Genomic DNA, 13,712 nt, shown 5'->3' on the forward strand with positions numbered 1-13,712 from the left:
CTTCTTTTTTTCCTCCTATGGCTACGATTTACAGAATTCATCCCAAAAATCCCCAGGCGCGTGGCGTTGAGCAAGTTGTGGATGCATTACGCAGTGGGGCTATCATGCTCTACCCGACGGATACTGTGTACGCGATCGGCTGTGATCTCAATTCCAAGACGGCTGTGCAGCGAGTCCGTCAACTCAAACAACTCTCAAATGACAAGCCACTGACTTTTTTGTGTGCTTCGCTATCCGACATTTCGCAGTATGCCATCGTCAATGACCCCGCATACCGCTTGATGAAGAGTCTGATTCCTGGCCCCTACACATTTCTGTTGCCCGCGACCAAGCTCGTTCCCAAACTGGTGATGAGTCCCAAACGCAAAACAACAGGCATTCGAGTTCCTGATCATCCCCTTTGTGCGGCGCTTCTAAAAGTCTTGGGCAACCCGATCGTATCCACCTCTGCCCACCTTCAAGCCGACGAGAGCCAGTTAGACTATCCCTCTCAAGCAGAACTGTTTGACAGTCTAGAAAAATCCGTTGATCTCATCCTCGATACAGGCGAAGAACCTTCTTACCAGGTATCCACCATTTTAGATTTGACCAACGCGGAACCTGTGATAGTGAGAAAAGGTCTGGGATGGGAGGCGGTGGAGGAGAGGATTTGAAGGGATAAGGGAGAACTTCGCTTCGCAAGGAGGGATGAAAAAGTTTTGAAGGTTGAGCTTTGACTTTGAGAGCTTGAAGAAATTTAACTGCTCACTCCTCCCTCCTCATTCCTCACTCCTCACTCCTCACTTCCCCCAACCACCCTGGCGATCGTCCACTGAAACACAGTAGTATATTTTTATCAGCTTGGTCGATCGTACCTACTGAGTTGCTGTGTTTGAGCCACTTGTCATCCTCTGGCTGGGTGGGCTGAACTATCTCATGGTGCGCCATTAAGTGAAAAAACTGACCAAATATAAAACTGCCATACGCGCATCCGGATTCACCGTAGTCGCCTAAATCTGCGATGTAGGGACTGACATGCACTACCAAGTCTGGGTCTGACAATGAACGCAAAATCTGCCAACCTTCAACAAGAAGCAACCCCCTTTACGGCTTCTATCCCTGACAACGGTGGTCTTCCGGTCTCTGATACAGCCATTACACCAGAAGATAACCGCATTCTCTCTCCTATCGAAAAGCTGGCTCAACTGCTCACCACAGAACTGCAAGCCGAAATTCAAGTTACCGAAAAAGCTGCTCAAGCGATCGCCCACCGCATCGCCGCCGAAGTCGAGCGGATTTGTAGTAAAAGCGATCGCATTCAAACTTCTGGAGAGGTCGGATCTTGGCGACTAACGCTGGGTCGCTATCGTCTGGATAAATGCGTCAACTATTATCGGCTGGGTTCTCGACAGGGCCGCGTAGAATTGCACAGTACCTTGAGTACGATGGTTTATCGTCCGATCGCCCCGGCTCACCTCCAACTCAGTTTTCAGGCTCGATTTACGCTGATTGAGGATTTTTTGCAGGGCTTCTATACTGAGTCGCTGAGAGCCTTTCGCCGCGAAAATGCCCTGCCCGAAGATTACCAACCTCGAACTCGTCTCCAACTGGCTGAGTACATGGCGTTTACCGAGCAGTATGGCAAACGGCGCATTACCTTGCCCACTCAGCACAATCAACAGTTAATCATTCTGCGGGCCCAACGATTTGCTAGTCGTCAGCCTCAAGAGATCGCCGTTGATATTGAGACCGCAATGGAGTCGGCCAAGGGAGACGAAGCAGAAGCGTATGGTCGATCGCCAATTATGCAGATGATTCGAGAACAGATGGTGGCTGAGAAAGTCGATCCTTCGGAAGGGGCGCTGCGCGATCGCGTCGTCGTCGAACTGATGCAATATCTCGAATCTCAAGGGCAGGACGATTGTGCCAGTTATCTCGCTCTCAAACTGCAAGACCTGTCCGTTCCTGAAATTGACGAAGTGTTGAATCTCACGCCCCGCCAGCGCGATTATTTGCAGCAGCGGTTTAAGTACCACGTCGAAAAGTTCTCAACGTCTCAAAGTTGGAAACTGGTTCACGAGTGGTTGGGGGCTGACCTTGACCAAAATTTGGGGCTGTCTCAGCCAGAATGGGAACTGTTTTTTGCCCAATTGTCTCCTGAGCAGCAGCAGTTAGTCCGTTTGAAGCGATCGACCACTAGCGATCAGGAAATTATGCAGACGTTGAAATGTACTGCAAAACAACTGCAAAAACGTTGGGGCACTCTACTCGAAGCCGCGCGTCAGACTCGAAACCAACTCAACAAATAGAGCGGTTTTCAGAATCCGTTTTGGGTAATGCAATCTTGGGTGGGGTAAGCAATTGTCCCACTTTTTTAATGGAAATTTGATGAGTTCTTTGCTTCGATGTTTAGCCTGTCTGCTTCCCAAATTTCCCATGTTGGTAGATTTCAAGGTTTTTGTGATAATTCTCTAATCAAGCTGCTCACGATCGCTCACCGACTCATTCAAATCAGGCTGGTGATAGGTGTAGAAACTGGCAATGAGGGCGATCGCCATCCACCAGAGCGTATTCACCTGAGGACGATACAGCACCGTATCAAATAGGGCTTGACCAAACAGGCCCAACAGAGCGGCGATCGAGCCAATCAGCCAAAAGCCGTCCCGGTTGCCAAGCTGTCGGAGTCGTTTGAGTTGGACATATCCCTGATGAAGGATCACCAGCAGCAGCCACAAAAACGCGGTCAAGCCAATCAAGCCCGTTTCGACGGCCACTTCTAACAAGATTGAGTAAGAACTCAAAGCGCTAAAGCGGGGCCGTTGATAACGCGGATAGATTTTCTTGAACGGCGAATCACCTGGCCCAATTCCCAAGACGGGGTAATCCTGAATCATTTGAATCACAGAAGCCCAGACATTGAGGCGAAAATTGTTGCTGCTGTCTCCGCGTCCCGCAAAAATGCTAAACACCCGACTTCGCAGCGGCGGCACAAACAACACGCCAAGAATCAAAACGCCCGCCAGACTGCCCACCAAAATCGGAACCGACCAGACTTGCCAAAAACGCGGCAGATGAATGCTCCACCAATACAGCAGCGACAGCAAAATCACAAAAATCAGCACCACAAATCCGATCAGACCGCCCCGGCTAAACGTCAAGATCAAGCAAGCCGTATTCACAACCGTCATGACGATCGCCAACCCTTTAGGAAGCCACCCTCGCCAGGCAAAAATCGCAGCAATACTCAACGCGATCGCAGGCAACAAATAGCCCGCCAGCAAATTCGGATTTCCTAAAAAGCTGTAAACTCGCACCGTCTTAGCAAATGGCGATTCAGGATCAACCCAGGTAGCTAGCGCATCCGCTCCAAAAAACCACTGTCTCAACCCATATCCACTCACCAAAACAGCAATGTGTAGGTAGAAAGTAATTAGCCACGATCGCAGCCTTGACGATCGCAACACTCGCGCCATCAACGCAAACAAAATCAGATAGAGAGTCAGCTTACTCCAGCCTGTAAAGGCTTCTCGCTTGACTGGAGACACCGCCGCCGCAACAGTCGCAATTCCCCAATAGAGCAGCACTAGCAGGTGAATCGGAGTCAATCCTGAACCCCAAATTGCCTTCTTCTGCCCAAAACCGGACACTGGGGAATCGTCTGAAAGCGTGAGTAAGACCCAATACCCGGCACACGCAACCAGCAGCACTCCCATTAAGTCGCTCGAAACAAAGGGCGCTAGACCAAACACAAGACTCAACAGCACCACTCCGATCGCGTCTGCCCACTGCATCAGCCAGCTTGTTTTGCGCCACGACTGCAACAGCCCCACCGGACGATGAAGCAAGCTCGTCGATCGCCATTGATGAAGTGGCAGCGTTGCCAGCGTGACCTGTTGCCAAACGGAATTCATAAGCGACTTACCAGCGTCAGAGAATAGTTGCCCAAGGGGCCTGTGAGCTATCAGTCATTATCCTCAAAAAACGATCGCTGACAAGGGAACCTCATTAGATTTTGCGCCAAAACCCCGCTAACCCAGACAATGAAACTGACGGTCAGATCCAGTAGATGCAGATATTCCCGTCAGCCTAACCTTTCTTCACGGTCAATCAGCCCTGCCAGAATTAGGGAATTTAGGAGCGCTCCCGGATTTGTAAGCAAAGCAAACAACCTCATCGAAGTCACATGGATCAAGTCGTCTGATTGGGATTGATCGCGTGTAAACCGCACTCTTTTTTAGTGGCTTCTTCCCACCACCAGCGGCCTTCTCGCTCATGCTGATTGGGCAAGGTTGCTCTGGTGCAAGGCTCACAGCCAATACTCACAAAGCCCTTCTCATGGAGAGGATTGTAGGGCACCTCAAAAGCACGAATATACATCCAAACATCCGCCGAAGACCAGTTCGCGATCGGGTTAAACTTCACCAACTGGCGATCGTCCGTCGAAAAAGCCGTATCCACCTGCACGATCGGAACGCTGGCACGAGTTGAAGGGTTTTGATCCTTACGTTGACCTGTGATCCAGGCATCCAATGTAGACAGCTTACGACGAAGCGGCTCGACCTTGCGAATTCCACAGCATTCCTGGTGTCCGTCTTCGTAAAAACTAAAAAGTCCCTTCGCTGAAACCATTTCCTGGAGTCGAGTCGCATCGGGATACATGATGTCGATCGTGATCCCGTAGTGTTTGCGGACGCGATCGATAAACTGATACGTTTCGGCGTGGAGGCGGCCCGTATCGAGGCTAAACACTTTGATGTTGGGGTTAATTTTGTGCGCCATATCAATCAACACAACATCTTCAGCACCGCTAAAAGAAATTGCAATGTTATCAAATTGGCTCAATGCCCGTTGCAGAATTTTTTGGGGACTTTGTTGAGACAGTTCTGCATCAAGGCTAGGAATGTCAAGAGGCTGCGCGATCAGTTGCGCCATGATGGGTTCTCCTCAGAGAAGGATCGTCTTAAGTGCAATCCCCATTCTATCGGCTCGACTGCACCACTTGCTTTCCTCCCTCATCCCTACTGCCTCATCTGCGGCACAATCTGCATCTCCACTCTCCCGCCACGCTCGCCCCCACTGACCGCAACCTGCTGATCCTGAAGCCTCCCCGCTGCACGAGGGCCCGCGAGGCTAAAGGGCGGATTGGCTTGACGATAATTGACGTTGCCATCGGCTTGAAACTGTTGAGTCGTCAAAAACCAGGTGACTCGGTCGGCATCCAGTTTAGAATCATTTCGCTGTCCGATCCCTCTGACATTCCCGGTCAGATCAACGGTGTTTTTCTGCAAATTGAGCAGTCCCTGATTGGCCGTCAGCGTCACTTGTTGAGATGGGTTGAGAATCGTCACGGGTTGGCTAGAATTAATTGTCTGAGCGTCCAGATTCCACAACAAATCGTTGCTGCTGACCTGGACATTTTGCTGTTTTGAGTCAATTCTGGCGTTTTGCTGAAGGTTAACCGTCTTTGCTTTTAGATCAACATTGACGCGATCGGCCGTACTTCTCTCCGTCAGCACCTTGTTTTTGAAGCGATCGATTTGCATGGGGCGATCGCCCACCACTTTCTGAGTTTGAATGTTCCAGGTCAAATGCTCCGTTCTCACCTGGATTTCGGGATCTTTTGAGGAAGCCACAATTTGTTTGGTTAGCTCCATCGTCCGCGCACGAGTCTGAAAGCGGCCTTCTTGAGCGGCAAACTGCATCTGTTTGTGCATTCCGGTCACACGATTGCGAACCAGCAAAACATCCTCGACAGGTCGCCATTCCGCTTCGTTGCCCTTTAGCACCGTGCCATCTTTGAGATCGGTCGCGATGATCTGCCCTTTGAGCACGATCGCCTTGCCATCTTGCTGCACTTCACCCTTTTGCGCCTCAACTTTAAAGACAGGCTTGCCGTCCTGATAGAGTTCTCCTTTGGGATTGTCAACGGTGGCGTTCTTTTGATCTTTGCTGTAGGTCGCTTGTCTCGCCTTGACCTTCCACCAGAGTTTGCCTTTGTCGTCTACCTGTTCAAGGGTGATGTCGTTCCAGTTGAGATTGCTGTCAAACTTCTGGATTTCCTGGGTGTCGTTGGCTAACTTGTCTGCTGCCGTATCACGTTTTCCACAGGCAAAAGTGCCGACCAGTAGCGTGATCAGCAACAGGTTTAGGTAGGTCGATCGATGCAAATTCAAGCTGGCTCTCCTTGCGAATGCCCAGAAGACTTTTGAGCATCCATCAAGGTCTTGACGAACTCCCTCTCAAAAGGCTCCCGTTTCCCGTTGCTTCTCAAATAGACGGATCGTCTTCGCCGTCGTCCATCACTCCGATCCCCGATAGCGGACGGTAAGTGTAGCTGCGCGGCGTTTTTTGAATGTCTTCTTTGATGTTGTCTAAATCGATGTAGCGATCGGCGACATTAATCAGGCTATCACTGGTCATTGATCGCAGGCTCACCACTTCGACTCGCACGCCTCGATAGCTCACCGCATTCACCGCATAAGCCAGATCGCCATCACCACTCACCAAAACGGCCGTATCGTAGGAGCCGACCAGAGACATCATATCGACGGCGATTTCGACATCCAGGTTGGCTTTTTTGGAGCCGTCAGGGAGTTGCACTAAATCTTTAGAAATGACTCGATAGCCGTTGCGCCGCATCCACAACAAGAAGCCCTGCTGTTTTTCGTTGGTGCGATCGACTCCTGTATAAAAGAAGGAACGCAACAGGCGCGAACCTGCCGTCAACCGACACAACAGCTTGGTGTAGTCAATTTCGATCCCCAGTTGTAGGGCGGCATAAAAGAGATTAGAGCCATCGATAAAAATAGCCACTCTGCCGCGATTTTCTAGGACTTGCTCAGGCGAAAATACAGTTTCGTTTTCGTGAATATGGTTTAACACCGTTGATATTCCTCAGTTTGTTAAAGAGTATTGATGCTTAAAATCCAAACTAATGATGGACACCCCTCTCATTCCTTTAAGTCGATCGCTCCTCCGGAGGTTCTAGTTTTTGAAAAACTGGCTGCGCCTCTCCCAAAGTCTGGTTTGGCGGAAGGGCACCCCAGATTCCGTGCTTCATCAATGTGATTGAATCATCAATTAAAGGCGTTTCGGCAAAATCCACTGAATATCCTAATTGTTTGTAAATCTTGGTGCTGCCGATCGGAATAATCGGAGATAACAAAAAAGCCGCCAACCGCACCGATTCTAAAACTGCGTAGAGAACTTGTTGTAGCGCGTGTTGTTGACCTTGTTTGTAAAGCGTCCAAGGAGCTTGCTCATCGATGTATTTGTTGCCCAAACGCACCAGCGCTAGAATTTCCTCACAAGCTGTATTAAAGGCCAACGCTTCGTAGGCTTGCTGAACCCGATCGCCCAATTTCACCCCAGCGGCCTTGAGCGGATTGACTAACGGAATATCGTCGATCGCCAGATCAGGAACCGTACCGCCATAGTATTTGGAAACCATTTTAAGCGTCCGGTTGAGGAGATTACCCAGATCGTTAGCCAGGTCAGCGTTGAGAATATTCACAAAGCGCGTCTCATCAAACACGCCGTCTCGCCCAAATTCAATTTCTTTGAGAAAGTAGTAGCGCACCGCATCGCTGCCGTAGCGATCGACCAAAGCCACCGGATCAATGGTGTTTCCGGTACTTTTGCCCATTTTTAGCCCATCTTGAACCAGAAAACCGTGTCCAAACACACGATCGGGCATCGGCAATCCCGCAGACATTAGCATCGCAGGCCAATAGACCGCATGAAACCGCAGAATATCTTTGCCGATGAGATGAACGTCGATCGGATACCACCGAGACAAGGCATTCTTGAGCGTCGGTTCGCTTTCTGGATCTAGCAGGGCGGTAATGTAACCCAAAAGCGCGTCAAACCAGACATACAGCGTGTGGTTCGGATTCTCAGGAACCGGAAAGCCCCAATCGACGTTAATTCTCGAAATCGAAAAATCGCGCAATCCCTGGCTGACAAAGCTTAAAACTTCATTGCGTCGGCTGGCTGGCTGGATAAATTCAGGATGCTCTTGATACAGTTTCTCTAATCTTTCCTGGTAGTTTGACAGCCGGAAAAAGTAGTTTTCTTCGTCACGCCATTCGGCTTGTTTGTTAGGGTGAATCGCGCAGTAGTGATCGTCTAGCAGTTCGCGTTCTTCTTTAAATTCTTCGCAAGAGACACAGTACCAGCCTTTTTGTTGACTGAGATAAATGTCGCCTTTGTCCCAAACGATCTGAAAAAATTCTTTGACGATCGCCCCATGCCGTTCCTCAGTGGTGCGAATAAAGCGATCGTAGCGAATCCCTAATTTTTCCCAAAGTTGTTTGAATTCTGGCACGATCAGGTCACAGTGCTCTTGAGGCGATCGCCCCAATCCTTCTGCCGTACGCTGGATTTTTTGCCCATGCTCATCTGTCCCCGTGACGAATAGGACTGGCTTGCCCTGCAATCGTTGAAATCGGGCTATTGCGTCGGCGGCGATCGTTGGATAGGCCGTCCCCACGTGCGGTAAACCGTTTGCGTAGTAGAGGGGCGTTGTGATTGTAAAGGTAGAACGCTTAAGGTCTTCAGAACTCATAGATAATATCAAACACGATCGCTAAAACTGCTTTTAACCAGGGTCACAGTGGACTGAGCGCACCCCTGCCCTAACAAGATTTTATGAACAGAAAAGGAACCATCGCCCCACTGAGTTTTCTATCCATTTATCTACTGGCTTCTCTGCTCATTGGTAGAAGTCTCTCAATCTTAGCGGTCAACTCTGCTCAAAAATGCGTTTCACTCCTCAAATCTACCGAACTTAGCCCCCGGAAAATCTTATCGATCGTCCTCCATCAGCCCAGAGATTTCGCCAAAGATTCGCAAGATGGACGTTTGCTAAATTCTTCAAAACTGATAAAAATGCTGTCGCTCGGTCTGCCTCATTTCTAAGTGAGTAGTGAGTCGATTCAAAAATTTCAGCGCACGGTAGAAGCTTCTTAGCCGAGCTTTCTGCCTGTAGACGTTTGTTGACTTCAGTAAAGTAATGTTAACTAGAGAAAAGGCTTAATCCTAAGATTCTGGTTCATTTTGCATGGCATCTGATAGTCCGCTTCAAATTTCGCGCTTGCTGCTTCTGACGCTGGGAATGCAAATGTATTTGCACCATCGCGATCGCGTTCCCCAAGACAGTGCGCTACTCGTGGTCAGCAATCACCGAAGTTTTTTGGATGCTCCATTATTGATGGCAGCGATCGATCGTCCGATTCGGTTTGCGTGTCATCACTACATGGGGCAGGTGCCCGTGATGCGGGAGATTGTTACAAAACTGGGCTGTTTTCCGCTAGAGGCTCCTGAGCAGCGTCAGCAGAGCTTTTTTCATCAAGCAACTCAGCTTCTCAAGACTCAGCAAGCGGTTGGGGTGTTTCCGGAGGGCACTGATCCGATGGTCAACAGTCCCGATCGCACTCAGATGGGTGATTTTCAGCGCGGATTTGCCCATCTTGCACTCAGGGCCCCGGTTCAGAATTTGGCTGTTTTGCCTGTGGCGATCGCCGTCCAGTCAGAAACCAAAACGTCGGCCGTTCCGCTCAAACTTCTCAGCTTCTTTGATCCCTCTGAGCCATTGTTCAATCAAGAGGGCTGGCATCCTCTGGTGATGTATCAGCGAGTGAATGTGATGATTGGTCGCCCTTACTGGATTCAGCCCGCTCAACGTCAACACTATCAGGGCAAACAAGCAAGAACGATCGTCAACGATCTGACCCATCACTGCCACGATGAGATCAAAGATTTGCTGCGTCAGGGCTGCTTCTGACCGCTTTTGACCGCTAATTTTTTTCCTATTCCTCACCGCCGATTCCTGCAATGCTTCAAAGTCACCCGATCTTTCTCACCCCCAAAAAACTCAGGCGAAACGCTCCACTGTTCGTCTTTTTGCCTGGTATGGATGGCACAGGGCAGCTATTGAGGGCGCAGACGGCTGGGTTAGAAGCGGGCTTTGATGTGCGCTGTTTGGCGATTCCACCAGATGATTTAAATAGTTGGGAAGCGCTGGCGCAACAGGTCGTTGATCTGATCAACCAGGAGATCGCGGGAGATGAAGGACGATCGGTTTACCTCTGTGGCGAGTCGTTTGGCGGCTGTCTTGCAATGAAAGTTGCTGTACTTGCGCCTCATCTGTTTCATCGGATGATTTTGGTAAACCCGGCTTCCTCGTTTAATCGTCGCCCCTGGATTACATGGGGATCGTCTTTGAGCCGCTATTTGCCAGAAGTGGCGTATCAGCTTTCGTCGGTGACGTTTTTACCGTTGTTGGCTTCGTTTGGGCGGATTGCACCCGCAGACAGACAAGCCTTGATCGAAGCGGTGCGATCGGTGCCCCAAAAAACTTCGATTTGGCGGATGTCTCTCCTACACCAGTTCCAGACTCCGACATCAGAATTGCAGCAGCTTGACCAGCCAGTTTTACTGTTGGCCAGCGTCGATGACAAGCTGTTTCCCTCGGTGCCAGAAGCTTATCGCCTCAAGCGCGCTTTTCAGAATGCTCAAGTAGTGGTCTTGCCCCAAAGTGGACACACCTGCCTGCTAGAAACCGAAGTGAACCTCTTCAAGATCATGGAAGCTCACGGTTTTCTAGAAGCTTCTGTCTCAGACTCGCGAACCGACTGCTGTGTAGAAACTGCTCCAAACCGATTGTTGAGCAACGGATGACAGAATTTTTAGCTTGAGAATAGTTTTCAACTGTATTCCTTGCGTCCCTGCCTCCGTTGCCCCACTTTCTAGAGAAGATTCTGGTACTCTGGTCGATCGTGCAATGTTTTGAGAATGGCTTTGATCTCCTGAGTTCGGTCTTTTTTGACGATTAGCGTAACCTTGCCGTCGCGGACAATTACGGTATCCTCTAGCCCGATCGTCACAATCAATTCATCCTCATTGGTGGAATAAAGCAGAGTTCCTTGGGTGTCTAATCCGACGTGATTGGCGAGTTCAACATTGGGGCTGTCGCTTTTTTGTAGACGCTCGATCGCCGCCCAATCGCCCAAATCATCCCACCCAAACGTCACAGGCAACACACAGGCGCGATCGGTCTTCTCCATTAGCGCGTAGTCAATACTTTTTTTGGGAATGGTTGGGTAGGCAACCACGCCGTCTGCCTCCAATGGGGTCAAAATTTCAGGCGCGTGGTGACGTAGTTCCTTGAGAGCAACCTCAGCCTCAAAGACAAACATGCCGCCATTCCAGCTAAACCGACCGCTGTCTAGAAATTTTTGCGCCGTCTCGCGATCGGGCTTTTCGGTAAAGCGATCGACGCGATAGGCTGGGTAGTTTCCATACAGTCCAATCTTTTCGCCCTGCTCAATGTAGCCGTATCCGGTTGCAGCGTGGGTGCAGGTGATCCCCAAAGTCACAATGGCAGACTTTTGGACGGCAACGGCGATCGCAGCCTTCAGCGTCTCATCAAATGTCTCCTGATTGTCGATCCAGTGGTCAGCCGGGAAGAACCCTAAAACGGCACTGTTGCCATAGCGTTTGGCAATTTCTAAGGTACTCCAAGCGACGGCAGGCGCTGTGTCTCTGCCTTCAGGCTCAACCAACAGATTCTCGATCGGTAACTCTGGAAGCTGTTCGCGAACGCCATCTGCAAGGTGAGCCGCCGTCACGACCCAGAGATTATCCCAGCCTTGAGCGATCGACAGAAGACGATCGGCGGTTGATTGCAAAAGACTGCTGCCACTCCCATCCAGGCAGAGAAATTGCTTTGGGCGGTGCTTGCGGCTCAGGGGCCAAAACCGTTCACCTTTACCACCAGCCAAAATTACGGGGATCAGAGGTTGCGTCATAAAAATTAGGCTTCTGCTTCTCGTGAGGGGCTAAACTTTGCGGCTAAAAATCTTCAAGAAAAAAGAGTGGCAGATGCGCTTTCTGTCACATCTTAGTCAATCTTTTTCACATCTTTTTCGCAACCTAAAGGTTCTTTGCGGACTCTTCTCATTCGGTATCTTTGCCAACTAATGGACGCTTTGCGCGCAACCTCAAAGGAGCCTGACTAGCCTCTGGGACAGTTTCAAGTGTAGAATTCCCAGAAGCTTGTATGCGGAAACAATTCTTCATTGAGTCGCTGCTGAGTGATCAAAGTGTCCAAAGTCCCAAAGATTTTTGAGTGAGCAGATGGGCCCAAGGTGCTATCAATTCTCACTTATAGCGGACGGAGACTCGATCGACTTTGGGTTAGGATAGCCAGGAATCTAGTAAGACAGCAGCGTAGTTAGCGTCTGAGCAAGGGTCAGTTTTTGAGGTGTGATTGAGTGGAACCGTTGAAAAGCCAAACAAAGCAGCCAGGCACGTTGGAGAAACCCGCATCCAACTCCGCTATGCCCCATGCCTCGACTCCTGCAATTCCTAAGTCCAAGTCTTCTACTGCCCGATCGCTCTTTTGGGGATTTACTTTCTTGATTGCTGCCACCGCTTCGGCGACCTTTGGCACCACATTGGCACTGGTTACCCCGCTTCCGGGAGCTGTTGCTCCTGCTGAGGGTCAAAAACTTCTGGGCGACCTGTGGAAAAGTGGATTTCAGTATCAGGTTGGTCGTCCGGTAAATATCTTGGTGATGGGTATCGATCGCGTCTTGGATGCCCCTGTGGGATCTGAAGCGGTATTTTCGGGACGCAGCGACACAATGCTTCTCTTGAGAATTGATCCAACGGACAATACCGTTAATTTGTTGTCGATCCCCAGAGACACCCAGGTAGACATTCCTGGCATCGGAACAACCAAAATTAATCAAGCCAACGCCAGTGGTGGCCCTGCGCTAGCGCGTCAGGTTGTGGGCAATACCTTGAATGGAATTAGCGTCGATCGCTACGTCCGAGTCAGTACCGATGCGTTTCGCGAGTTAGTCGATCTGCTGGGCGGTATTGATATTTATGTACCAGAGCAAATGTCTTATGTAGACAAAACTCAGAAACTCAAAATCGACTTGGCTCCCGGTTGGCAAACCCTCAATGGCGACAAAGCCGAACAGTTTGCGCGGTTTCGTCACGACTCGTTTGGCGATATTGGGCGAGTACAGCGTCAACAAGCCCTGATTAAGGCACTGCGATCGAAGCTCTCTAGTCCTTTGATGCTGCCGCGCATTCCTGGTTTGGTGACGATGATGCAAAAGTACATTGATACCAATCTCAGTGTAGAAGAGATGCTGGCGCTAGTAAATCTGGGACTAAAGCTTGACAAAAACGATTTTAAGATGGTGCTGCTGCCCGGTCGATTTAGTGCGCCCGATGAATTTATTGCCAGCTACTGGATCATGGATGCTCAGGGGCGCGATCGGGTAATGCAGGAGTATTTCAAAACTGGGATGAGTGAGGCGACATCTGAGGCCGGTGCCAATCTCAAAATTGCGGTACAGAATGCGTCAAGTCAGCCAGAGGCCGCGAGTCAATTTGTTCAATACTTAAATCGTCTGGGCTACGAGAATGTTTACCCGATTCAAGACTGGGCAGATCAGCAAAGTAAGACGCAAATCATCGTCCAGAAAGGCGACCTTCAAGCGGCCAAACTTCTGCAAGGGTCATTGAAGTTTGGTAGTGTGGAGGCGGCTTCGACGGGTGACTTAGATTCTGATCTAACGATTCGCGTGGGCAACGATTGGGTGAATCAATCACAGGTAAAATCAAAGCAGTAGATTACGTGGCGTTGCTGATTGGAGGGATGAATCTGTGGAAAGTGTCAATCTTTTCGCCCCCTAAATCCCCCACAAGTGAGG

The 13,712-nt window shown here is 50.0% G+C and carries 12 protein-coding genes; 5 read left to right on the top strand and 7 right to left on the bottom strand.

From position 1 onward, the window contains the following. Positions 1–17 precede the first annotated feature (17 nt). Positions 18–653, top strand: a complete 636-nt coding sequence (locus ACKFKH_RS04970) for an L-threonylcarbamoyladenylate synthase (protein ID WP_446857136.1) — start codon at positions 18–20, stop codon at positions 651–653. A gap of 112 nt (positions 654–765) precedes the next feature. On the opposite strand, the gene ACKFKH_RS04975 is transcribed toward ACKFKH_RS04970, so the two are convergent. Then, the gene (locus ACKFKH_RS04975; protein WP_446857138.1) at positions 766–1,041 is read right to left on the bottom strand and encodes a hypothetical protein; all 276 of its coding nucleotides are present in this window, start codon (positions 1,039–1,041) and stop codon (positions 766–768) included. Between ACKFKH_RS04975 and ACKFKH_RS04980 the strand changes: the two genes are divergently transcribed. Next, on the top strand, positions 1,041–2,288 hold the full coding sequence (locus ACKFKH_RS04980) for a HetZ-related protein (RefSeq protein ID WP_446857139.1): 1,248 nt from the start codon (positions 1,041–1,043) through the stop codon (positions 2,286–2,288). The two genes, ACKFKH_RS04975 and ACKFKH_RS04980, sit on opposite strands and share 1 nt — an antisense overlap. 162 nt (positions 2,289–2,450) lie before the next feature. On the opposite strand, the gene ACKFKH_RS04985 is transcribed toward ACKFKH_RS04980, so the two are convergent. The 5 genes from ACKFKH_RS04985 to metG all read right to left on the bottom strand — a co-directional run bounded on the left by ACKFKH_RS04985 (position 2,451) and on the right by metG (position 8,545). Next, positions 2,451–3,890, bottom strand: coding sequence for an IctB family putative bicarbonate transporter (locus tag ACKFKH_RS04985; protein ID WP_446857140.1), 1,440 nt, complete (start codon positions 3,888–3,890; stop codon positions 2,451–2,453). A gap of 277 nt (positions 3,891–4,167) precedes the next feature. Next, positions 4,168–4,911 (bottom strand): phosphoadenylyl-sulfate reductase, encoded by a 744-nt coding sequence (locus ACKFKH_RS04990; protein WP_446857141.1) that lies wholly within the window; start codon positions 4,909–4,911, stop codon positions 4,168–4,170. An 86-nt stretch (positions 4,912–4,997) separates the two neighbouring features. Then, positions 4,998–6,152 (bottom strand): LPS export ABC transporter periplasmic protein LptC, encoded by a 1,155-nt coding sequence (gene lptC / locus ACKFKH_RS04995; RefSeq protein ID WP_446857142.1) that lies wholly within the window; start codon positions 6,150–6,152, stop codon positions 4,998–5,000. 94 nt (positions 6,153–6,246) lie between these two features. Next, positions 6,247–6,861: a LabA-like NYN domain-containing protein gene (locus ACKFKH_RS05000; protein ID WP_446857143.1), complete on the bottom strand. Its 615-nt coding sequence runs from the start codon at positions 6,859–6,861 to the stop codon at positions 6,247–6,249. 76 nt (positions 6,862–6,937) lie between these two features. Further along, positions 6,938–8,545, bottom strand: a complete 1,608-nt coding sequence (gene metG / locus ACKFKH_RS05005) for a methionine--tRNA ligase (RefSeq protein ID WP_446857144.1) — start codon at positions 8,543–8,545, stop codon at positions 6,938–6,940. Positions 8,546–9,040: 495 nt separating this feature from the next. Here metG and ACKFKH_RS05010 point away from each other — a divergent pair, with 495 nt between their 5' ends. Both ACKFKH_RS05010 and ACKFKH_RS05015 read left to right on the top strand, forming a co-directional pair. Next, positions 9,041–9,763 (top strand): lysophospholipid acyltransferase family protein, encoded by a 723-nt coding sequence (locus ACKFKH_RS05010; RefSeq protein ID WP_446857145.1) that lies wholly within the window; start codon positions 9,041–9,043, stop codon positions 9,761–9,763. A gap of 50 nt (positions 9,764–9,813) precedes the next feature. Then, positions 9,814–10,659: an alpha/beta fold hydrolase gene (locus tag ACKFKH_RS05015; RefSeq protein WP_446857146.1), complete on the top strand. Its 846-nt coding sequence runs from the start codon at positions 9,814–9,816 to the stop codon at positions 10,657–10,659. Between the two features lie 68 nt (positions 10,660–10,727). Here ACKFKH_RS05015 and ACKFKH_RS05020 read toward each other — a convergent pair whose 3' ends face one another. Then, a complete protein-coding gene (locus ACKFKH_RS05020) occupies positions 10,728–11,789 on the bottom strand; it encodes a mannose-1-phosphate guanylyltransferase (RefSeq protein ID WP_446857147.1) in 1,062 nt (353 codons plus the stop codon). Positions 11,790–12,254: 465 nt separating this feature from the next. Here ACKFKH_RS05020 and ACKFKH_RS05025 point away from each other — a divergent pair, with 465 nt between their 5' ends. Next, the gene (locus tag ACKFKH_RS05025; protein WP_446857148.1) at positions 12,255–13,631 is read left to right on the top strand and encodes an LCP family protein; all 1,377 of its coding nucleotides are present in this window, start codon (positions 12,255–12,257) and stop codon (positions 13,629–13,631) included. The last annotated feature ends 81 nt before the right edge of the window (positions 13,632–13,712 follow it).

The sequence above is a fragment of the Phormidesmis sp. 146-20 genome (assembly GCF_052939475.1).

Excerpts from the sequence above, each read along its gene's own strand:
- ACKFKH_RS04970 (WP_446857136.1), top strand. The coding sequence starts at position 18 with ATGGCTACGATTTACAGAATTCATCCCAAAAATCCCCAGGCGCGTGGC.
- ACKFKH_RS04980 (WP_446857139.1), top strand. The coding sequence starts at position 1,041 with ATGAACGCAAAATCTGCCAACCTTCAACAAGAAGCAACCCCCTTTACG.
- ACKFKH_RS04985 (WP_446857140.1), bottom strand. The coding sequence starts at position 3,890 with ATGAATTCCGTTTGGCAACAGGTCACGCTGGCAACGCTGCCACTTCAT.
- ACKFKH_RS04990 (WP_446857141.1), bottom strand. The coding sequence starts at position 4,911 with ATGGCGCAACTGATCGCGCAGCCTCTTGACATTCCTAGCCTTGATGCA.
- metG (WP_446857144.1), bottom strand. The coding sequence starts at position 8,545 with ATGAGTTCTGAAGACCTTAAGCGTTCTACCTTTACAATCACAACGCCC.
- ACKFKH_RS05010 (WP_446857145.1), top strand. The coding sequence starts at position 9,041 with ATGGCATCTGATAGTCCGCTTCAAATTTCGCGCTTGCTGCTTCTGACG.
- ACKFKH_RS05015 (WP_446857146.1), top strand. The coding sequence starts at position 9,814 with ATGCTTCAAAGTCACCCGATCTTTCTCACCCCCAAAAAACTCAGGCGA.
- ACKFKH_RS05020 (WP_446857147.1), bottom strand. The coding sequence starts at position 11,789 with ATGACGCAACCTCTGATCCCCGTAATTTTGGCTGGTGGTAAAGGTGAA.